Annotated in this window: 18 protein-coding genes; 1 reads left to right on the forward strand and 17 read right to left on the reverse strand. The window is 39.1% G+C overall.

Annotated elements, in window-relative coordinates:
- Nucleotides 1-88 precede the first annotated feature (88 nt).
- The 15 genes from ADH90_RS07195 to ADH90_RS07265 form a co-directional block, all read right to left on the reverse strand.
- A complete protein-coding gene (locus ADH90_RS07195; protein ID WP_049530632.1) occupies nucleotides 89-577 on the reverse strand; it encodes a DUF6773 family protein in 489 nt (162 codons plus the stop codon).
- Complete coding sequence (locus ADH90_RS07200) at nucleotides 567-776, reverse strand: helix-turn-helix transcriptional regulator (protein WP_006151491.1); 210 nt, start codon at nucleotides 774-776, stop codon at nucleotides 567-569. Before ADH90_RS07200 ends, ADH90_RS07195 begins: the two co-directional genes overlap by 11 nt.
- Nucleotides 777-918: 142 nt before the next feature.
- Nucleotides 919-1335 (reverse strand): GNAT family N-acetyltransferase, encoded by a 417-nt coding sequence (locus ADH90_RS07205; protein ID WP_080982638.1) that lies wholly within the window; start codon nucleotides 1333-1335, stop codon nucleotides 919-921.
- Nucleotides 1336-1435: 100 nt separating this feature from the next.
- Nucleotides 1436-2809 carry an amino acid permease gene (locus tag ADH90_RS07210; RefSeq protein WP_049530634.1) on the reverse strand — a complete coding sequence of 458 codons (1374 nt, stop codon included), beginning with the start codon at nucleotides 2807-2809 and terminating at the stop codon, nucleotides 1436-1438.
- A gap of 82 nt (nucleotides 2810-2891) precedes the next feature.
- Nucleotides 2892-3374 carry a transcription elongation factor GreA gene (gene greA, locus ADH90_RS07215; RefSeq protein ID WP_049530636.1) on the reverse strand — a complete coding sequence of 161 codons (483 nt, stop codon included), beginning with the start codon at nucleotides 3372-3374 and terminating at the stop codon, nucleotides 2892-2894.
- Between the two features lie 354 nt (nucleotides 3375-3728).
- The gene (gene mltG, locus ADH90_RS07220; protein ID WP_049530638.1) at nucleotides 3729-5453 is read right to left on the reverse strand and encodes an endolytic transglycosylase MltG; all 1725 of its coding nucleotides are present in this window, start codon (nucleotides 5451-5453) and stop codon (nucleotides 3729-3731) included.
- Nucleotides 5454-5534: 81 nt separating this feature from the next.
- Complete coding sequence (locus ADH90_RS07225) at nucleotides 5535-6029, reverse strand: GNAT family N-acetyltransferase (protein WP_049530639.1); 495 nt, start codon at nucleotides 6027-6029, stop codon at nucleotides 5535-5537.
- 8 nt (nucleotides 6030-6037) lie between these two features.
- Nucleotides 6038-6541 (reverse strand): GNAT family N-acetyltransferase, encoded by a 504-nt coding sequence (locus tag ADH90_RS07230; protein WP_049530640.1) that lies wholly within the window; start codon nucleotides 6539-6541, stop codon nucleotides 6038-6040.
- 8 nt (nucleotides 6542-6549) lie between these two features.
- Nucleotides 6550-7884 (reverse strand): UDP-N-acetylmuramate--L-alanine ligase, encoded by a 1335-nt coding sequence (gene murC, locus ADH90_RS07235; protein WP_049530641.1) that lies wholly within the window; start codon nucleotides 7882-7884, stop codon nucleotides 6550-6552.
- Nucleotides 7885-7895: 11 nt separating this feature from the next.
- Nucleotides 7896-8492, reverse strand: a complete 597-nt coding sequence (locus ADH90_RS07240; protein WP_000192398.1) for a hypothetical protein — start codon at nucleotides 8490-8492, stop codon at nucleotides 7896-7898.
- 58 nt (nucleotides 8493-8550) lie between these two features.
- A complete protein-coding gene (locus ADH90_RS07245; protein WP_049530642.1) occupies nucleotides 8551-11637 on the reverse strand; it encodes a DEAD/DEAH box helicase in 3087 nt (1028 codons plus the stop codon).
- A gap of 91 nt (nucleotides 11638-11728) precedes the next feature.
- Nucleotides 11729-12895 (reverse strand): MalY/PatB family protein, encoded by a 1167-nt coding sequence (locus tag ADH90_RS07250; protein ID WP_049530643.1) that lies wholly within the window; start codon nucleotides 12893-12895, stop codon nucleotides 11729-11731.
- Between the two features lie 4 nt (nucleotides 12896-12899).
- Nucleotides 12900-13994 carry a cystathionine gamma-synthase gene (locus tag ADH90_RS07255; RefSeq protein WP_049530645.1) on the reverse strand — a complete coding sequence of 365 codons (1095 nt, stop codon included), beginning with the start codon at nucleotides 13992-13994 and terminating at the stop codon, nucleotides 12900-12902.
- 145 nt (nucleotides 13995-14139) lie between these two features.
- A complete protein-coding gene (locus ADH90_RS07260) occupies nucleotides 14140-16098 on the reverse strand; it encodes a peptide ABC transporter substrate-binding protein (protein WP_049530646.1) in 1959 nt (652 codons plus the stop codon).
- 190 nt (nucleotides 16099-16288) lie between these two features.
- Nucleotides 16289-17911, reverse strand: coding sequence for a putative polysaccharide biosynthesis protein (locus ADH90_RS07265; protein WP_049530648.1), 1623 nt, complete (start codon nucleotides 17909-17911; stop codon nucleotides 16289-16291).
- A 103-nt stretch (nucleotides 17912-18014) separates the two neighbouring features.
- Between ADH90_RS07265 and ADH90_RS07270 the strand changes: the two genes are divergently transcribed.
- Nucleotides 18015-19460 carry a UDP-N-acetylmuramoyl-L-alanyl-D-glutamate--L-lysine ligase gene (locus tag ADH90_RS07270; protein ID WP_049530649.1) on the forward strand — a complete coding sequence of 482 codons (1446 nt, stop codon included), beginning with the start codon at nucleotides 18015-18017 and terminating at the stop codon, nucleotides 19458-19460.
- Nucleotides 19461-19498: 38 nt separating this feature from the next.
- On the opposite strand, the gene ADH90_RS07275 is transcribed toward ADH90_RS07270, so the two are convergent.
- Both ADH90_RS07275 and ADH90_RS07280 read right to left on the reverse strand, forming a co-directional pair.
- Complete coding sequence (locus tag ADH90_RS07275; protein WP_049530650.1) at nucleotides 19499-20149, reverse strand: DUF1803 domain-containing protein; 651 nt, start codon at nucleotides 20147-20149, stop codon at nucleotides 19499-19501.
- Nucleotides 20133-20645 carry a YiiX/YebB-like N1pC/P60 family cysteine hydrolase gene (locus tag ADH90_RS07280; protein ID WP_049530652.1) on the reverse strand — a complete coding sequence of 171 codons (513 nt, stop codon included), beginning with the start codon at nucleotides 20643-20645 and terminating at the stop codon, nucleotides 20133-20135. The genes ADH90_RS07275 and ADH90_RS07280 overlap by 17 nt, the downstream gene beginning before the upstream one ends.
- Between the last annotated feature and the right edge of the window lie 27 nt (nucleotides 20646-20672).

Consider the following 20672-nt stretch of genomic DNA (forward strand, 5'->3'; position numbering starts at 1 on the left):
TTTGTAAAAAGAAGAAAATATTTCTTCTTTTCTCATAAATTAGTACTATTATAACACATTTTATCGATATTGATAAAAAGCTAACAAGCTATTCTATGCTCTCGAGCTCATCCATATCTTTTTCATACTTCTTCTGAGCCCATTCACCATAACTTTTTAAGCCTAAGTTTCCAATAAAGACCCAAGGAATATAAAAGATATAGGTAAATACCCAAGCATAAATGTATTTAAGATGTAGAGGGTTGTGCTGGTAAATTTCGATATTAAACTGGTAGTTTTGTAGCATCAAGGTAGCTGTAATCACTAGATTTAATAACAGGCATCCTAAAATTGTAAAATGAAAACGACTATAGTAGGTCACTCCCAGATAACGGGCACGATTGAAAAAGAAGACAATTCCTACTATCAGAGTATACACTAGAAAATTCGGATTAAAAAGAGATGGAGCCAATACAGCAACCAAATAACTTAGAAGCACAAGCCCAATGAAGAGGGTAAAGGATTCCGCCCCAGCTTTATTGATTAATTGTTCTTCTCTTTCGTCCAGTAATTGATAATAAAATAATCTATTTTTCATCTTCTTCCTCCCAAAATAATTGATCTAGAGTTTTCCCTAGGCATCTGCAAATGGATTGGCAAAGTGAAAGCGAAGGATTGTACTTTCCAGCTTCTATCAAGCCGATAGTCTGCCTAGTGACACCCACAGCTTCTGCCAAATCACCCTGCGTCATATCAAGCTCTACTCGAGCTAGTTTTAATTTTAAATTCTTAACCACTTGTTACCTCCTCCATAATTTTAAAAGTCGCGCTTCTTTTTTCAACTTTATTATATCATATATTTTACATTGCGCAATATATATCTGTCATTTTGTGCGATTTTTTTTACAAAAAACTCTACCACTTACATGATAGAGAGTTCTATGTTTTCAAATCCTTTTGATAATAGTGCCTTTGTCCAATGTAGGGATAATCTTTTAAGGTAAAGACTTCCTTGTAGCCCTGCTTTTGATAAAAGGCTGGCGCTTGAAACTGATAGGTATTCACAAAAGCAAAGCGACAGTTTCTCTTTTTAGCTTCACTTTCTGCTTGGTGCAATAGTTGGGAGCCGATTCCTTGTCCTCGCAAATCCTCTTTTACAAATAAATACTCGATTTCTAGCCAATTCCCGAAAGTCTCTGCTACTAAGCCAGCCATGAGTTCACCTTGTTCGTCTTCGATATACAGATTAAGTGGCTCACTTTCAGCTGCTTCCCTTTTAGAACGATTATAAGAGCGAATCAAGTCTCCTATTACTTGCGATTTCTGAGATTCTATATTTTCCAATCTAATTTGCATCTAAATCTCCTCGACTATACTTCATAGCTTGATTATAGCCCTATTTCAAAGGCCTGTCAAACTAGAAAAACTCACCAACCTGAGTTGATGAGTTTTTGACTTATTTTCTAAATTTCCATTGGCTATAAATACCAAAAGCGACAATCCAGATAGCTGATCCGATTGCTCCTACATAGGTTGATTCTTGTAAAAAGAGTGTTCCAAATACAAAGATAAAGAAGAGCATGGTCAGAGGATTTAGCAAGCGATACTGAGGCATGAGATAGCCATCTGCCATAAAGTCTTTAGACTTACGATACTTGAGATGGGCTACCATGATCAAGATGTAAATTGCGATATAAACTCCTGATGAAGAAGCTGTAATCAAAGCAAAGGCATCTGATACGCCTGGAAGTACATTGATGAAGGCAGCAAAACCAATCAATACCGCAGAAGCAATGATAGCATTCTGAGGAACGTTGTGACGTGAGAGCGTGTCTGCCTTAATAGCTTTCAAGAAACGATTTGGTGAATCATGGGCAATTTGGTACAAGTGACGACCTGTTGAATAAAGGGTTGAATTCAAGGCTGACGCTGCTGAAGTCAAGACAACAAAGTTAATTAAAGCTGCCGCCCACTTAAGACCAACAAGTTCAAATACCGTTACAAATGGTGAATCTGCTGCAGAAAGTTCACGCCAAGGAATAATAGACATGATGGCTAAGAGAGCTCCACCGTAGAAAAAGATAATTCGCAAAGGAATTTCCTTAACAGCCTTAGGCAATACTTTTCGAGGATCCTTGGTTTCAGATGTTGTAACACCGATAAACTCAATCATCAAGTAAGCAAAGAAAACCATTTGAAAGGCCATGACAAAGTTCATACCTCCATTTGGGAAAAGGGAGAAATGATCACTGATATTGGCAAGGCTTGCTGAACCATAAGGAGTTTCAAAGCCAGTCAAGACTAGAAAAACACCTGTTGCAATCATGGCAAGAATGGCCACAATTTTAATCATAGCAAACCAAAATTCCACTTCACCAAATATTTTAACAGCAATCAAGTTCACCAAGCCGAGTATTGTCAGAAATACAACCTGAATCAACCAAGATGGCCAGAATGGAAACCAGAACTGAACATAGTGAGAGATAGCCGTAATCTCGGCCATTCCGATAAAGACTACTGAGAGCCAGTATGACCAAACTGAGAAGTAACCCCAGCCCTGACCTAGATAACGCGTAATAAAGTTGATAAAGGTATGTTGCTCCGGATCTTGGTACAACATTTCCCCGATAGCCCGCATCATAAGATACATAAAGCCACCCGTAATCATATAGACTAGAACAATGGAAGGTCCTGTTAAACTAATCGAGCGACCAGCTCCTAGAAACAATCCAGTCCCAATTGTTCCTGCAATGGCCATGACTTGAACATGGCGATTTGTTAACCCACGTTCCATTTTATTTTTCTTTTTTTGCTTATTTTCTGAACTCATATAGTCTCCTCTAGTTTTTAGAATTAAGAAAAGGAGTGATAGGAAGCGCTTTCCCTACATCTACTCCTTATTTTCATTCCTATTAAACTGTTTTTTCTACTTTTAAGATTTTAACATCATAGCTTCCTACAGGTGTTTCAATTGTAGCAGTATCACCTATTTTCTTACCAATCAAGGCTTGCCCAATTGGGCTTTCATTTGATACTTTACCTGCAAAGGCATCTGCACCCGCTGATCCCACGATGATATATACTTCTTCGTCGTCTTCACCAATTTCTTGGATAGTGACTGTTTTCCCGATAGCAACTTCATCTTGAGCAACCGCATCGCTATTGACAATTTCAGCATAACGAATTTTTGTTTCCAAGCTAGAGATTTGTCCTTCAACGAAGGCTTGCTCGTCCTTAGCTGCTTCATACTCACTATTTTCTGACAAGTCACCGTATGAACGCGCAATCTTGATGCGTTCTACAACTTCTGGACGACGAACTAGTTTCAACTCTTCTAATTCTTTTTCGAGTTTTTCCTTTTCTTCAAGGGTCATTGGATATGTTTTTTCTGCCATTTTTCTCAACTTTCTTTTGAATAAATTTAAATTTCTTTAGATAGTAAAGCAAAATTATGTGGTAAACCACATAATTTTACAATGAAGACAAAATCTTTTTAGAATTTTCCTTAAATGATTTTAGTCAGTATCGACCTTTTAAAATCTGTGACTAAACCTAATGATTCTATCACTTCTAGACTCAGATTCAAATAAGAGGTAAGTTTTTACTTTCGCAATTTCCGAACGCCTAAAACTTATGGATTTCAGGCGTTTCTGATCATAGTGGAAAGACCGGTGTGACTTGCTATTCCCGTAAAAAGAAGAGATTCTCTTCTACATTCACGGATTTAATAGCAAATCTTGTTCTAAGAGTTAGTTTGAACTACTTGATTGTGTCAGTTTACTGTTGACATGCTCTGCAACGTTTCGATCATGTTCTTCTCGTGTCGTTGCAAAGTAAACCTTGCCATCTTGTACGTTGGCTACAAAGTAAAGATTGTCACTCTTAGTTTGATTGATACTTGCTTCAATTGCATCCAGACTTGGACTGTCTACTGGGCCAGGCATTAAGCCAAGGTTTGTATAAACATTATAAGGTGAATTGATTGTTGTATCAATTGCTGCATCATCTGCCAAGCTAATATTTTGTCCTAGCTTACCTTCTGCATAGAGAATAGCAATATTACTCTGAAGTGGCATACCAAGGTTCAAACGATTATAGAAAACTCCAGCGATCAGTTTGCGATCGTCAGTTTTCAACCCTTCTTTTTCCACAAGTGATGCAATGGTGAGGAGTTCATTCACTGTCAAGTTCTTTTCTTTGATTGCAGTATAATGCCCTGACAAGTTTTTGTCCATAGCTGCCACCATTTCATCAATCAAGCTTTCAATAGTCGTGCTTTCTTTGATAGCATAAGTTGCTGGGAATAAGTATCCTTCTAAACGATAACGAACACCACTTTCTTTAGTTGGTAGACTTTCGAGAAGGGTTGGGTACTTAGCAACTAATTGAGAGATGAAGGTTTCATCTTGAACTTTTGCCAAGAAGGCATCCGCAGTCAAGGGTTCTTTAAAGTCTCCTTGAAGCTGACCAACTGTTTGTGCGATTTGATCAAGGGTATAACCTTCAGGAATTGTAAGATTTGCAAGTGCAACTTCTTGAGGTTGAGGAGTTCCACCCTTTTGCAATTCTTTGATGATATCATCTGTACTCATACTCTTTTGCAAATTGTAGTAACCAGATTTTAAATCAGAATAGTCTTTATACTTAGCATAAAGGCTAAAGATAAATCCGTGTTTTACCAATCCAGAGTTCTCTAATGTATCACCAATTTGCTGAAGATTAGCTCCTTCTGGAATCTGAACCGTGACATACTGTTTTGAATTTGCATCAACTGGTTGGAGTGCAGATTCGACATAACGGTAACCAAAGAAACCACCCACACCTAGTAAAACCAATAAAACAAATACTGTTACGAAAAATCCTTTCAAGCGTGATTTTTTCTTTTTCTTGATTGGTTTCACTGATTCTTTACGACTTCTTCTAGGAAGTTCAGTTCCAGTTTCAACTGGAGCAACTGGTTCTTGACTTGGAGTTTCTTTTGCAAGAACTGTTGGTTTCGGTTGAGGTTTAATATTCTTTCTAGCAGGACTTGGTTTGGCCTGATTCGTACGATAAGAAACTGGAATCCTTGTCGAAATAGCATTGAACTCTTTCTCTTCTTCCACTGGTTGAGTAGGTTCAAGAGGCTTAACGGGTTCAGCAGGTTCTGTTGATGGTAGAGGATCTGGAGCTACAGCTGGTTCTGAAGCAACAGAAGTTCCAACAGAATCATCTTGTAATACTGGACGTGGTGGAACTGTTGGTGCATTAGCAAGCAATTCATCCACTAGTGAAACAGAATTGGTCATCAAGTCTTCTACAGAAGGTTCTTCCACTGGTTTTTCCGCTTCTGAACTATTACTTAAATTTGAAAACAAATCATCGCTGCTACTTTTAGTATTCGCGATGCCGTCTTCTCTTTTTAATCTTTCTAAATCTCTTAAAATTTGTTCTTTAAAACTTAACTTTTCTTCTTCTCGAGAATTTTCGCTCAAAGGTGTTACCTCCTTGTTAATAATCCATAATATTATATCTTAAAAACTAAAGAAAAGCAACCATAGATGCCTTTCTGATGCCTAATTCGTGTTTTCCCAGACCATATCATACCATTCTTCCCCAGCAAAAGTCGACTTAGATTTTCCTTCATTCACAAAACCATGTTTCTCATAATAACCAATAAGATAGTCATGACAGGTCAGATTGATTCCCTCACGCTCATGCTCAAGAGCGATCTCTTTTAAGGCGGTCAATAATTTTCGTCCGACACCTAAAGCTTGAGCTTTCTTAGCAATGGATAGACAAGTAACAGAGATATAGCCACCTTTTTGATGGCTATAATCTTTAATGTCTTCTGTAAAGGACTTGTCTTGTAAATATCGATGAGGGATTACTGGTCCCTCAATATAGCCTAGTATTTCCCCCTCTTTTTCAGCCACTAAAAAACTAGTCTTAATTTCCTTCAGATGAGCTTCAAAAACAGGGCGAGGAATGGCTTCTTCAATTGAAAAATTTTCTAGTTCAATTTCAAAGATACGATCTAAATCTATCAATCTCGCTGGTCTAATAATCATATTTCCTCCTAATAATAGGGATTCTGCCAACGCATGAGAAAGGCAACTTCACTGCTCCTTTCTCCATCTACAATCCCCTGTTCTACAAATCCATTCATTTCAAAGTAGGCTAACAACTCATCCTCACAAAGCAGATAAATACCTGGTCTATCTTGCTGACGGGTAACTTCCTTCAAAGCTGCTAGCAACAAAGTTCCAAAACCTTGCCCTTGGTAATCTGGATGAACAGCTAAATCTTCAAGGATGATTGAGTTCTCATTAATGAATTTCTCACCTCCAATCTCAAGCATCCATTTTCTTAAAGAGGGAAAAGGAAGTATCGTCGCAGTGATATAAGCAATCCCTTGATCATCCAGGCTAGCTAAGAGAAACGTACCCGCATGGTTGCGGATACGTTCTTCTATTATTTTTCTATTCAATATTTCTAGGGAGCTTGAAATACTTTCTTGTATCAAGCAAATCTGATCAATATCTGATTGCTGAGCTTCCCTGATTTTAATTGGAAATTCCATGATCTTCCTTACTGAACATTGCTTGTCAAATTAGACAAGAGACGTTCGAATGAATATTCATACGTTTGGATGTCGCCAGCTCCCATGAAGACATAGACAGCATTGTCATGGTCTAGGAGTGGAGAAACATTTTCAACTGTGATAACTTGATGTTTCTTGTTGATTTTATTGGCAAGGTCTTCTACTTTGACATCACCATGGTCCACCTCACGAGCTGAACCGTAGATTTGTGCGAGGTAAACCGCATCAGCCTGATTCAAGGCTTGGGCAAAATCGTCCAACAAAGCAATTGTACGAGTAAAGGTATGCGGTTGGAAGATAGCGACGATTTCCTTGCTTGGGTATTTTTGACGTGCGGCATCTAGAGTTGCTATGATTTCAGTTGGGTGATGCGCAAAGTCATCGATGATAACCGTATCATTGACAATCTTTTCTGTAAAGCGACGTTTCACTCCACCAAAAGTCTTCAAGTGTTCACGTACCAAATTCAAATCAAAGCCAGCAGTATAAAGCAAACCAATTACTGCAGTGGCATTCATGATGTTGTGGCGACCGAAAGTTGGAATGTGGAATTGGCCCAACTCTTGACCACGGAAATGAACGGTAAAGGTTGAACCTGTTGTAGAACGAAGTAAATCGCTAGCTACAAAGTCATTGTTGTCTGCTTCAAAACCGTAATAATAGATTGGGGCATTTGCTGTAATCTTACGCAACTCAGCATCTTCACCATAGACAAACAAACCTTTGGTAATTTGTTTAGCATAATCATTGAAGGCGTTGAAGACATCTTCCAAGCTTGTGAAATAGTCAGGGTGGTCAAAATCGATGTTCGTAATGATAGAATATTCTGGGTGATATGGCATGAAATGGCGCTCATACTCGTCTGATTCAAAGACAAAATACTTGGCATTTTCAGAACCACGACCTGTACCATCTCCGATCAAGTAGCTTGTATCAGTGATGTGTGACAAGACGTGAGAAAGCATACCAGTCGTTGACGTCTTACCGTGGGCACCAGCAACTCCCATACTGATAAAGTCACGCATAAAGCTACCAAGAAACTCATGGTAACGTTTGTAGCTGATACCATTTTGATCAGCATAAGCAATTTCAACATTGTTATCTGGACGGAAGGCATTACCAGCGATAATTTCTAAATCGCCTTGAAGATTTTTTTCATCAAAAGGTAAAATTGTAATTCCTGCTTGCTCTAGTCCACGTTGTGTAAAGTAGTACTTTTCAACGTCAGAACCTTGCACCTTGTGCCCCATTTGATGCAACATCAAAGCCAAGGCACTCATACCTGATCCTTTGATTCCGATAAAATGATAGGTTTTTGCCATTTTCTTCCCCTCTATTCGCTCATTCTAGTCAAGTTAAGCTCTTGGGCCACTTGACGTTCTTGTTCTTTTTGTTTACTTTTTTTGTTATAAATTTGACTTTTCTTTAAAAAGTCATAATTGTTTTTCTTGGAACGACTTGTTTCACCGTCTGAAATTGGATGTTCCACTTGAGAAACTGTTTCTGCCAAAATATAGTGAGATTGACCTAACTTCTGACTATATTTCGCAAATTCTCCTGGATTTTCCTTTTGAAAAGGTGCTGTCGGTTGATTTGCTGGACGCACCTGGCTTGGTTTCGTTTGACGTCTCGTATGACTCACATCCTGAGTCAAATATCGAGCCGAGCGCTTCTTTTTCAAATCCGCACGAGCTTCTTCACGTGCTAATTCAGCATAGGATTTTTCTTTTTTCTCAATCGGTTTTACAAGAGGCTTGGCTTTCTCTTGCTTTTTTTCTTCAGTGATTGGAGACCACTCTAAGTAGTTTTTATCTTGATAATCACCTTTGATATTACTGATGAAATCAGACTCATCGTAGAGATTCATAACTGGCATTTCTGTCAACATGACTTCATCATCTGCCACTATTGGAAATCGTTTTTGTGTCATATTTATTTCCTTTCAATACTCCATTATAGCGTAATGTCTTGATTTTTCAAGTATAGGCTCATGAAATCCCTAAAATTTCTCGTATTTCAGCTAGACTCAGACTTCCTCGAGACTCTGTTCCATCCAAGATTTCAGAAACAAGATTTTTCTTTTTCTCTTGTAATTCTTGAATCTTTTCTTCAATTGTACCTCGAGTCACAAGGCGATAAACTTCAACAGCCTGCTCTTGCCCCATACGATGGGCTCGACCGATAGCCTGAGATTCAACTGCAGGATTCCACCATAAGTCTACTAGAATGACCGTATCCGCACCAGTGAGATTGAGTCCAACCCCACCAGCCTTTAGAGAAATCAAGAATACATCGCGCTCTCCTTGGTTAAAAGCCTTGGTCATTTCCTGACGTTCTTGAGAAGGAGTTGAACCCGTAATTTTAAAGGAAGTCAAGCCTAAGTCAGGTAGCTCTTGCTCAATCCGATCCAACATACCTCTAAATTGTGAGAAGATAAGTACACGGTGTCCACCTTCAGCAATCTGAACCAGCAAATCTCGTAAACTATCCAGTTTCCCGCTCTCTCCTTGGTAGTCCTCCATAAAGAGCCCAGGTGTATCACAAATCTGACGCAGACGCATGAGACCAGTCAAAATTTCGACGCGATTTCGTTGAAATTCCGAATCGCTTACCTGTCCCAGACGCTCCTGCATCTGTTGCAGCTGAGCAAGATAGATAGCTTTTTGTTGATCCTCCAGTTCATTCTTATAGACGACTTCAATCAAGTCAGGCAACTCTGTCAAAACCTCTTCTTTCTTGCGTCTCATGACAAAGGGTTTGATAAATTGAGCCACTCTCTCAGTTGATAGTTTCATAAACTCCTTCTTAGCAGGTAAGAGGCCTGGTAAGACAATCTGAAAAATCGACCAGAGTTCTCCCAGATGGTTTTCAATCGGTGTTCCTGATAGTGCAAAGACGGATGGAACCACAAATCGTCGCAAACTTTGAGCAATCTTCGTTTGTGCATTTTTCATCACTTGAGCTTCATCTAGAAAAAGAAAATCAAAAGATAGGTCTCGATAAATCTCACTGTCCTGACGGAAAGTAGCATAGCTTGTCACATAAATCTGATGATTTTCTGCCAAAATTGACTCTCGATGAGATTTTAAGCCATGCACAACCGCTACATCCAAATCTGGAGCAAACTTTTGAAATTCATCAGCCCAGTTATAGATTAAGCCAGATGGAGCAAGGATTAGGACACTAGTATCTGTTTGAACCTGACTACTTAAAAAGGCGATGGTTTGCAAGGTCTTCCCAAGTCCCATATCGTCTGCTAAAATCCCACCAAAGCCATAATGGTGAAGCATTTGAAGCCACTGAATTCCCTTTTTCTGATAGTCTCTAAGTTCTGCTTGGATATTCAGCACTTTCATCGGAAAATCTTCTGGATGCGTCAAATCATGGGCCAGATTGCGAAATTCTTCGGTGAAAGAAATTTGATCCTGGTCCTTAAATAGATGAGATAGGGTATAAGCTAGGGATTTACGAGCTCGAAAAGCTCCATCTTGTAGGTCCTCTATCCCTAATTCTTCTAAATCCTGACGGATACGCTTGGTCTGATCATCGAAATAGTAAACCTGATTCGAAGAGCTGATGTAATAATCCTGCTTCTCAACTAGTGCTTTCATCGCTCGATCGATTTCTTCTTGATCTATATCTTGAAAATCAAATTGAATTTCTAATAGGCTTCCCTTGGATGAGATGTGAACTTGAGGCTTCTGAACCTGATAAAGGTCTTGCAAGCTCTCAGAAATCTTTAATTCTCCAAGTGCTGCAAAGGCTGGCAAAACTTCCTGGAAGAAGGCATGGACTGCATCAGCTTTCAAACTTTGACGCCATGAACGAAAATCTGCTTCAAATCCAGCTGATAGAGCTAGTTGAAAAATCTCTTTCTCTAGTTGAATATCGCTAGCAAAAGGAAGATTCTCTAGTTCATTACAATTCCTTACTAGGCAAGTTTCATACTGAAACTGCATATCCAAACGAATAGAACCGTCTTCTTCTCCTTCCATGTAGAAAGAAGGACGGAAAGACTGAATTTGAAGCGCATCAGGGGCTTTTACCTCTCCTATGTCTTTAAACTGCGACAAGGTCGAAGCTAAAAGGTCTCGATCACTGGTATCAAATTGTAAAATCTTTCTACCACTTTTATCGATAGATACTTTTTTTAATTTTTCTATAAGTCTAGCTTGTTCTTTAGACAGAAGATAAAATGTACCTTTAGTAAACAAGACTTGTCCCTTATAAAACGAATTAAGCCCTACCTGTTGAACAATTTCCATCTCATAATAGTTGGACTTTTCTTCAATTTGAAAGGTAAACAAACCTGCTTGACCATCAAAATCTTGAAATACAAGGTGGTGATAATTCGAAATCTGATGGTCAAATTGAAATGCATCTAAACCCATCAGCAGACTAACACCCTGCTCAAAAAAAGACAGCGGGAAATAGAGATGACGACCTTGATTCTGGAAAAAGAGGGCATTTTCAGCATCATCTTCTAGAATTCCTTGAAGGAAATTCAGAACAAATTGGCTACTTTCATCAAACTGACGAATATTCAAGGAAGTTTCATATAACTTCCCAATCATATAGGGTTTGCTAGTTTCTAAAACCTTCAGAAAAAGGGGTATATCTCGGATTATATAGAATTTCTGTATCTGAATAAGACCGACTCTCAAAGTCCAAATAATACGATTAGTCCCTGCTTCAACCTGCCCTTGAGCAGACAACTGATAGATTTCAGAAAGTTTCGGAATTTGGACGGATTCTAAAAACTTTCCTCCAAAAGTAACCTGAGTTTCAACTTCTTCTTTCTTTTCGTGCACATTTTCCAGATTTCCTAAGAGTTCCTGGCCAATCGGATCATTTTTAAGGTAATGTTCTAGTGCTGCCAAATGCACACAAAACCCTCTTTTTTGGAAAAAATCACAAGCACAAAAAACCAAATCATCATCCAGGCTATAGCGAATTTCTTCATCTGCTACACGCGCATAGAGACGATGGTCTTTCTCTTTGATAATTTCAATCTGACTAGTTTCGTAGAGTTGAGCTCCCTCCATTCGAAGCTTACCTGGAATCAATTTAGCCATATGTTCCCCTTTTCTTTATCTCCTAATTATACCACATTTCTTCCTATGAAAATAGCCTTCTAGGGTACTTTTCCCCCAGAAGGCTAGCTTGTTAAAGGTTAGCGAAAGTGGTTAGGATTCGTTGACAAACTTCTTCCAAGACAGATGTCGGCATGGCTACATTTAAGCGAGCATGTAGAGCTCCTTCTTCACCAAAGTCCAAGCCCCTATTCAGGATAACCTTGGCTTCATCTCTTAAAAGCTTTCTTAGCTCCTCATCGCTAATATCATAGGCTGAAAAATCAAGCCAAATGAGATAGGTCCCTTGAGGTTTCATGACCTTGATTTTAGTTTCTTTACCAAATACATCCACTACATAATCGATGTGTTTCTCAATCAGTTCTTTGAGTTCTGTCAACCAATCTTCACCATAGCGATAGGCAGTTTCTGTTGCTAAATATCCCAAACCTGAGATTTCATGTTGATTATTAGCCAGCTGGCGTTTTTGGAAAGCCACTCTCAACTTGGGATTTTCGATAATGGCGTAAGAATTTTTCGTTCCAGCAATGTTAAAGGTCTTGGTCGCACTACTTAAAATCAGTGAAAATTCTTTAAAATCTTCATTTACCGTATTGAATGATTGGTGTTTATTTCCAAACAAGGCTAAATCTTGGTGAATCTCATCAGATACTAGCAAAACTCCATGTTTTTGACACAGTTGTCCAATCTTTTCCAAGACTTCTTTCTCCCAAACACGTCCACCAGGATTATGAGGATTACAGAGAACGTAGAGCTTCACATCCTCTTCGACAAAGGCTTTCTCCAATTGATCAAAGTCAATCTCAAAAAGTCCATCTTTTTCTACTAGAGAATTGGTGATTAATCGACGATTGTTGAGCTTAATGCTCCGAGCAAAAGGAGGATAAACCGGTGTGTTAATCAGAACCGCTTCACCTTCTTTGGTAAAGGCTTGAATGGCTGTTGAAATAGCTGGCACTACCCCTTCGATAAAGACTAGAGCATCCTTTTCAAAGCCATAACCATGGTGTTTTTCCTCCCAGTTTTGAACAGCTTCAATCAATCCATCACTAGCATAGGTATAGCCATAGACTAATTGCTCTGCATAATCATGGACAGTCTGACGAATCTCTGGTAAAACCTCAAAATCCATATCAGCAATCCAGGCCGGCAATACTTGACGGTCAGTCTCTGCTTCTTTCCATTTATAGGTATGGTGTCCAAAACGATTGGGCAAAGTTGTAAAATCATATTTTCCCATAGTCTTATCCTTCCAGGGCTTGACGCAAGTCTTCAATCAAATCTCTAGCATCCTCAATACCAATAGACAAGCGTAAAAGGTCATCGGTCAGTCCATAAGAATGACGAACCTCTGCCGGAATGTCTGCATGGGTTTGAGTGGTTGGGTAGGTAATCAGACTTTCAACACCACCCAGGCTTTCAGCAAAAGAGAATACTTTCAAAGTATTCAAGATATGAGGGATTCGTTTTTCATCTGCCACTTTAAAGGAAATCATTCCCCCACGACCTGTATACAAGACTTCTTTGACAGCAGGTGATTGTTCCAAAAAGGCTACAATCTCTTGAGCATTAGCTGTTGAGCACTCCATGCGAAGTGACAAGGTTTTAAGACCACGAATCAATTGATAACTATCAAATGGTGACAAAACAGCCCCAGTCGTGTTGAGATTGTAAAAGAGTTTTTCGTACAAATCAGCATTATCTGTCACAACTACACCAGCTAGAACATCATTATGGCCTGCAAGGTATTTTGTCGCTGAATGAAGGACAATATCTGCTCCATCTTCAATTGGACGTTGGTAAATCGGGCTATAGAAGGTATTGTCCACGACAACTTTAGCACCCTTAGCATGAGCTAATTTTGACAATTTTTCAATATCAAATTCCAACATCAAAGGGTTGGTTGGTGTTTCGATATAAAGTACATCCACATCCTTTTCTAGCTCGGCAATTAACTCTTCTTCCGTGTTTGCATAGGTAAAGTGGAATCGTCCTTCCTGCTCAACTTGATTGAACCAGCGGAAAGAACCACCGTAAAGGTCACGGACAGCCAAAACCTTGCTTCCTACTGGAAAAACGCTAAAGGCTAACACAATCGCAGACATACCTGAACTAGTCGCCAAAGCATACTTGGCTGATTCAATAGCTGCCAAAACTTCCTCTGCCTTGCTACGAGTTGGGTTTTTGGTGCGGGTATAGTCAAATCCAGTTGATTGACCAAATTCTGGGTGCTGATAAGTCGTTGAAAAGTGAATAGGTGTAACCAAAGCACCTGTTGCCTCATCAGACTTGATCCCTGCTTGTGCTAAAATTGTGTTGATGTGAAATGATTTACTCATACAATACCTCCAAATCTATAGTAACTATTGTACCACTTATTTTGGATCCTTCGTTTTCTTGTTTTCAAGAGCTAGTTATAGTTTCAAACTATATAAAAACGATAGCTTCCTGAGAAACTATCGTTTTTCCTGTTGAATAGACTGATTATTTAATGTGTTTAGCTAATTCTTCTTGGGCTTTTTTATTAGATTCTTCTTTTTCTTTCAGCCATTTTTGTCTAGCTTTTTCATACTCATCAGCCGTTACAGTCTTATCTTGCAACTTGAGGTACTTGTATGATTCGACACCCTTATTTCCAGCTTGTGAGAATGGCGATGAGAATGGAACTGTCTTTCTCAAGGTCGGTGTTCCACCCTGAGAAACGTTTGGAATAGCAAGGGCGCTATCAACGAGCCAAGCTTGAACTTCAGCATATTTTTCATAACGTTTTGCTGGTTCTTGCTCCTTGTTCGCTTCTTCTAGCATTTGAGTGTAAGTATCCAGACCAACTGCCTTAGCCTTGTCATTTACCTCACCTGGTTCTAGACCAATGTTTTGCAACATACCACCGTTATTGACATTTAAGATATCAAGATAACTTGATGGATCCAAGTAGTCCGCACTCCAACCGCCATTATAGATATCAAAGTCTTTTTGAGCTGCAGTTTGAGCGAGGTAGCCAGAATTATCGTAATCATCTGTTGATAATTGTTGGATATCGATAACCACATTCTCAGCTCCTAGAACAGATTCGATGGATTGTTTCAAAGAGCTTGCTTCAAGTACACCTTTTTTAGCTGATTGGTCAACTGTTACATCCAAGTGGATTGGGAATTGCACACCCTTAGCTTCCAATTCTTTCTTGGCTTCCGCAAATTTAGCCTTAGCCTTGTCAGGATTGTAGTATGGGTCTTGCGCATCTGCAAAGTTGATTCCTTGCCATTCTTGGCCATAGTTGACCATCTTTTCTGAAACAACATCACCAAAGTCTTTTCCGTTGATGCTTACAAATGTAGGAGGTACAACTAGGTTACGAATAATCTTCGTTGCTCCGTCTTCCCCTTGAGATTGAGCTCCATAGGCTGTACGGTTATAAGCATAGTTGAAGGCTTGACGGAAGTTTTTATTTAGAACTGCTTCTTGAGTTGATTTCTTTTCGATATCTGAGGACTTAGAAGTGAAGTTATAAGACTTTCTGTCCAAGTTGAAGTTCAAGTAATAAGAAGTTGCATTTTGCATACTATAGATGATGTTATCCTTGTTCTTCTCTTTAATTCCTTCAAAGCTTGAGCTATTTGGATAGAGACGTGCGTAGCTGTAGACTCCTTCTACAAAGTTACGAGCTAGTGCATCTTGGTCACTACCATCATAATAGGCCAATTTCACATCATCTACAAAGACATTTTTTTCATCCCAGTAGTTGGGATTTTTCTTGAACTCGATAACAGATTTTGAAACAAAGGATTTCATCAAGAAAGGTCCATTGTACAAAATGCTAGAAGGGTCTACCTTACCAAAGTCGTCCCCTTTTGATTTCAGGAAGTCTGCATTGACAGGGAAGAGAATGGTTGATGTTGTTTTAGAATTCCAATAAGATTCTGGTCGTGTCAAAGTGTACTGAACTGTTTGGTCGTCAATCGCCTTAACACCGACAGTTGAAAAGTCAGTTGTTTTTCCGTTGATATAGTCATCCAAACCAGCAACAGAGTCTTGAACTAGATACAGAGCTTCGGATTTTTTATCAGCTGCATATTTCAAACCAGTTACAAAATCTTGGGCAGTTACTGGAGCATATTCTTCACCTTCAGAGGTATACCATTTAGCATCCTTACGAAGTTTGTAAGTATAGGTCAAACCGTCCTTGGATACACTCCAGTCCTCTGCCAAGGATGGAACATAGTTCCCGTATTGGTCATTTTCCATGAGACCATCTACTAGATTAGTCACAATATCATTAGTAGTTGCACGGTTTTCAGCAAGATAGTTTAAACTAGACGGATCGCTAGAATAGACATAGTTATATGTTTTAGTAGAACTAGTTGAATTGCTACAAGCCGCCAATAGCAGACCAGCACTTAGAGCTACACCTGCCAGCGCCATATATTTTGCCTTAGACTTTTTCATAAACAGAACCTCCAAATTTAAATATTTGTATCATTATACAGTTAAAGTTTTTTTTAGTCAAGCGTTTATGTGTTAAAAATTTATTTTTTTCTACATTTTTTATTTTTTTCTCTCTTTTTTAAATAAAAAATGAACAATTTAAACTTTTTTAGAGTTGAAAGTTCAAATTGTTCATTTTATTTATAAAGCATTATGATAATTTTAATCGTGCTCGTAACTGGTCAGCTTTTGCCTGTCCAATAACCTTATCTAAGAGACGAGTATAGAGACTCATGAATCCGTAGAGTCCACCACCGATTGTTCCGATTAGGGCGACATAGATGAAGCTCCAAAAACGTCCATTTGGTTGGAAGACAAATCCTATCATCCATTGTAAGAAGCCTACCAAGATAAACATGACAAGAGTTAAAATGATCACTAGGATTGTTCGTTTTAGGATGATCTTTCGATGAACCCCTGTAATCTGACAGATCTCGCGATACATTAAAACAATTGGAATGATAAGACCGATAGTCGTTGAAATGAGAGGACCATAACTATGAAAAAGCGCTATTGATGGTAATTGTAAAACAATCTTAGCAATTGAGCCATAAACAAAATACAAGACTGCCTTGCGGTTACGAAACATAGCCTGAAGCATAGGGGACAAGACCATGTACAATCCAAGAATGGTTGACTGCAAAACTGCAAAAACAAACAAGCCCATCGCCAAGCTATCTGGTTTACCGTAAAAGACTGTATAGAGTGGTTCTCCTACCATGACTACTCCAACCGTTGCAGGTAAGAGGAATAGGAAAAGCATGGTGATACTATTTTGAACCAAACGAGCTGCTGCTGGCAGATCCCCCTTGACATAGTTTTCTGTCAAGAGAGGCAGCCCAACGCTACCAATCGAAACTCCAACCGAAATCAAAATCATGGTGATTTTATTAGGGTTGGCAGAGAAATAAGAAAACATGACAACTAAATCTTCATTATTGTAGTTGGTAAACCACTTCATACTATTGATAAAGGTCATCTGGTCTAAGATTTGGAAGAGTTGAATAGCCGAACCTGTTATGATAAAAGGAATAGCTTCCTTAATCGTATCCATTAACAGATGTTTGCTATCAATCTTATCTCGTGTTTCAAAGACTTTTTGAAGCATTCCTTCTTTATAGAGGAAATAAAGCAAGACAGCAAAGCTAGCTACCATTCCCACAAAGGCCGCAAAGGTAGATTGGGTAACCGCTGCTAGATAGTCTCCTGAACCAAGCTTCATGATGATAAAGGTTGCTAAGAGCATCCAAATAACTCGGATAACTTGCTCAGCGATTTGACTCATGGCATAAGGCTTGAGATTATTCATCCCTTGGAAAAATCCACGGATAACACTCATAGACGGGAAAATCAAGACAGCCCAAGCTAGACTCTGCATAATGGGAATCAAGTCCTTACCGACACCAGAAAGATCTGCCAACCAAGGCGCAAAGAGATATAAGACCAAAGCAAAGACAAGACCTAGTCCAGTCATAAAGCCCAGGAAACTCCGAATCAGAGCAAAACTATGCTCTTCTTCTTGCATAGTGTTATACTTGGCAACCTGCTTTGCGACTGCAACAGGGATACCTGCTGTCGAAATCAACAAGAACCAAGCATAGATATTGTAACCCATAGTAAAGAGACCATTAGCCTTAGCAGCATAAGTCCCCATCCAGATATACCAAGGGATGATGTAAATGGCCCCGAGCAGGCGACTGATAAAGTTACTAGCCGTTAGCCAGGCAGTTCCGCGTAACATCTGGGCCTGCTGATGATTATTTTCGTTAGACATAACTTCCTCATTCAATTTTAATAACGGAAATGTTCCTTATCTTCCATTATAAACTTTTCCTTGTTACTTGTAAAATTCAGACTTTCGGTTTACAATAGAAAGTATGATAAAGATTGAAACCGTATTAGATATTTTAAAGAAAGACGATCTCTTCCGTGAGATTATCGACCAAGGACATTACCACTATCATTTCAGGGATGTAACCTTTGATAGCATCTGCTACGATAGCCGAAAAGCACAAGATAATAGCCTCTTTTTTGCAAAAGGAGCTGCTTTTAAGAAGGAATTTCTTCTTTCGGCAATCTCACAAGGACTCGGTTGGTATGTAGCCGAGCAGGACTACGAAGTAGGCATTCCTGTTATTGTCGTTAGCGATATTAAAAAAGCTATGAGTTTGATTGCCATGGAGTTTTATGGCAACCCTCAGGAGAAACTGAAAATCCTTGCTTTCACTGGTACTAAAGGAAAAACTACGGCAGCTTACTTCGCCTACAATATCTTAAATCAGCAATATCGTCCAGCAATGTTATCAACCATGAATACAACTTTGGACGGTAAAACTTTCTTCAAGTCTGCTCTGACAACCCCTGAAAGTATCGACCTCTTTGACATGATGGCTCAAGCGGTTGACAATGGAAGAACTCACCTTATCATGGAAGTATCCAGTCAAGCCTACTTGGTGAAACGAGTCTACGGTCTCACTTTCGATGTAGGAGTTTTTCTCAATATCAGTCCTGACCATATTGGTCCTATTGAGCATCCAACCTTTGAAGACTACTTCTACCACAAGCGTCTCTTGATGAAAAATAGCCGAGCAGTTGTCATTAATAGCGATATGGACCACTTCTCTGTTCTGAAAGAACAAGTTGTGAACCAAGAGCATGACTTCTACGGTAGCCAGTCAAATAACCAGATCGAAAACTCCAAAGCCTTTAGCTTCTCAGCTACTGGTAAATTAGCTGGAGACTATGATATCCAGTTGATTGGACATTTCAACCAAGAAAATGCAATCGCTGCTGGACTTGCCTGTCTTCGTTTAGGTGCTAGTCTTGAAGATATCAAAAAAGGGATTGCGTCTACTCGCGTCCCTGGTCGTATGGAAGTTCTCACTCAGAAAAATGGCGCAAAAGTTTTCATTGACTATGCCCACAATGGTGACAGTCTTAAAAAACTAATCTCAGTTGTTGAAACACATCAGACTGGAAAAATTGCTCTAGTACTTGGCTCAACTGGAAACAAGGGAGAAAGCCGTCGTAAGGACTTTGGACTTCTTCTCAATCAACACCCTGAAATTCAAGTCTTTCTAACGGCTGATGATCCAAACTACGAAGATCCGATGGCCATTGCAGATGAAATCAGTAGCTACATCCATCATCCTGTTGAAAAGATTGCTGACCGTGAGCAAGCTATCAAGGCTGCGATGTCTGTTACAGATCAAGAACTGGATGCTGTCATTATCGCTGGTAAAGGAGCTGACTGCTACCAAATCATCCAAGGCAAGAAAGAAGACTATCCAGGTGATGCAGCCATCGCTGAACGTTATCTATAGTAAATTTAAAGAAGGCTAGGAAATTTCCTAGCCTTCTTCTATTTTTTTATAAAGATGAGTCTTTCTTTATCAAATTCGACAGCTAACTCGTATTTTCCATCTTCATTTTGAACGATGTAGCCTAATAAGACTAAACTATCAACAAAGATATCACGTCGTTTCTGCATGAGTTGATCTTTCTTAAGAAACTTGAGCAAAAAAGTAGTCATATACTTAAGGGCATACTCAGGGTTGACATCTCCTAAAATTCCATAGAGCGCCTGCTGTTCTTCCGTCAAAGGATACTGATGCTTAACCTTATAAAAATAATTAGACAAGGTCATCTTTTCCCTAGCAAAATCCGTACGCTCTTTCAGGATAGCTGTATTTGTTTGATTGCGCAATTCAGTTTGAAAATGTTTCTCCAGGATTTCTTGATAGATGGGACTATCATCTCTCACAAAGATTTCTTGGTCTAGTTCAAGAGATTCTGTAGATTCTAGAAAGGGAAGATTGAGATAATAGCGTTTGTTTTCTCTCAAGATCAAGCCCACTTTAATGTATTCCTCCAAATACTTGTCAACTGGAACCTCTGAAAACTGAGCCTTGATTTCACGTAGGATAACATCATCATGCTGATCAAGATAGTCTACCAAATCTCTAAAGAATGGTTGTCGCGTCAAACGAGATGGATTAAAAATCTGAATCATGAAGATTCCTTTCTTTACAAACTAAAAGTGGTGATGCTGCTAATTGACTCGGGTTAGTGCCAGGCTGATTCAGAGGTACAGGAAGCCCCAAATCTCGATAATATTCTCTCCAGAAATCACTGATTTCCTGCTCCCCATCACCAAATTTCATAGGAATGGTTTCAAAAATCGGTAGAATGTCTGCGATATATTGGGAACAATAGAAACCATCCCCATCAGGATAAAAAGAAAAATTATAAGGAGCTCCCAGATGCTGGACTGCTCTTTTCTTTACCTTTTGAATATCTATCTTTGGATAGCTATAGAGGTCATATACTTTCCCGTCTTCAAAGAAATCTTCAGGTAATTGTGCAATGACACCACCTTCAACCGTTGCATGATAAACCTGTCCGTCCAAAAAGATGGCTACATGGCTATAGTGACCAGTAGATTCCTGGATGGCCTGTCCTATATCCGAATCATCTTTCACAAAAATCAAATCGCCATTTTCTAACATACTTCTCTCCTAGCAAAAAAGGAGTCT

The sequence above is a fragment of the Streptococcus pseudopneumoniae genome, from assembly GCF_001073085.1.
GTDB classification, from domain to species: Bacteria; Bacillota; Bacilli; order Lactobacillales; family Streptococcaceae; genus Streptococcus; species Streptococcus pseudopneumoniae_M.

Excerpts from the sequence above, each read along its gene's own strand:
- ADH90_RS07260 (WP_049530646.1), bottom strand. The coding sequence starts at position 16,098 with ATGAAAAAGTCTAAGGCAAAATATATGGCGCTGGCAGGTGTAGCTCTA.
- ADH90_RS07225 (WP_049530639.1), bottom strand. The coding sequence starts at position 6,029 with ATGATTATTAGACCAGCGAGATTGATAGATTTAGATCGTATCTTTGAA.
- ADH90_RS07230 (WP_049530640.1), bottom strand. The coding sequence starts at position 6,541 with ATGGAATTTCCAATTAAAATCAGGGAAGCTCAGCAATCAGATATTGAT.
- ADH90_RS07265 (WP_049530648.1), bottom strand. The coding sequence starts at position 17,911 with ATGTCTAACGAAAATAATCATCAGCAGGCCCAGATGTTACGCGGAACT.
- ADH90_RS07240 (WP_000192398.1), bottom strand. The coding sequence starts at position 8,492 with ATGACACAAAAACGATTTCCAATAGTGGCAGATGATGAAGTCATGTTG.
- murC (WP_049530641.1), bottom strand. The coding sequence starts at position 7,884 with ATGGCAAAAACCTATCATTTTATCGGAATCAAAGGATCAGGTATGAGT.
- ADH90_RS07255 (WP_049530645.1), bottom strand. The coding sequence starts at position 13,994 with ATGAGTAAATCATTTCACATCAACACAATTTTAGCACAAGCAGGGATC.
- ADH90_RS07270 (WP_049530649.1), top strand. The coding sequence starts at position 18,015 with ATGATAAAGATTGAAACCGTATTAGATATTTTAAAGAAAGACGATCTC.
- ADH90_RS07275 (WP_049530650.1), bottom strand. The coding sequence starts at position 20,149 with ATGATTCAGATTTTTAATCCATCTCGTTTGACGCGACAACCATTCTTT.
- ADH90_RS07280 (WP_049530652.1), bottom strand. The coding sequence starts at position 20,645 with ATGTTAGAAAATGGCGATTTGATTTTTGTGAAAGATGATTCGGATATA.
- ADH90_RS07195 (WP_049530632.1), bottom strand. The coding sequence starts at position 577 with ATGAAAAATAGATTATTTTATTATCAATTACTGGACGAAAGAGAAGAA.
- ADH90_RS07245 (WP_049530642.1), bottom strand. The coding sequence starts at position 11,637 with ATGGCTAAATTGATTCCAGGTAAGCTTCGAATGGAGGGAGCTCAACTC.
- greA (WP_049530636.1), bottom strand. The coding sequence starts at position 3,374 with ATGGCAGAAAAAACATATCCAATGACCCTTGAAGAAAAGGAAAAACTC.
- ADH90_RS07250 (WP_049530643.1), bottom strand. The coding sequence starts at position 12,895 with ATGGGAAAATATGATTTTACAACTTTGCCCAATCGTTTTGGACACCAT.
- ADH90_RS07210 (WP_049530634.1), bottom strand. The coding sequence starts at position 2,809 with ATGAGTTCAGAAAATAAGCAAAAAAAGAAAAATAAAATGGAACGTGGG.
- ADH90_RS07205 (WP_080982638.1), bottom strand. The coding sequence starts at position 1,335 with ATGCAAATTAGATTGGAAAATATAGAATCTCAGAAATCGCAAGTAATA.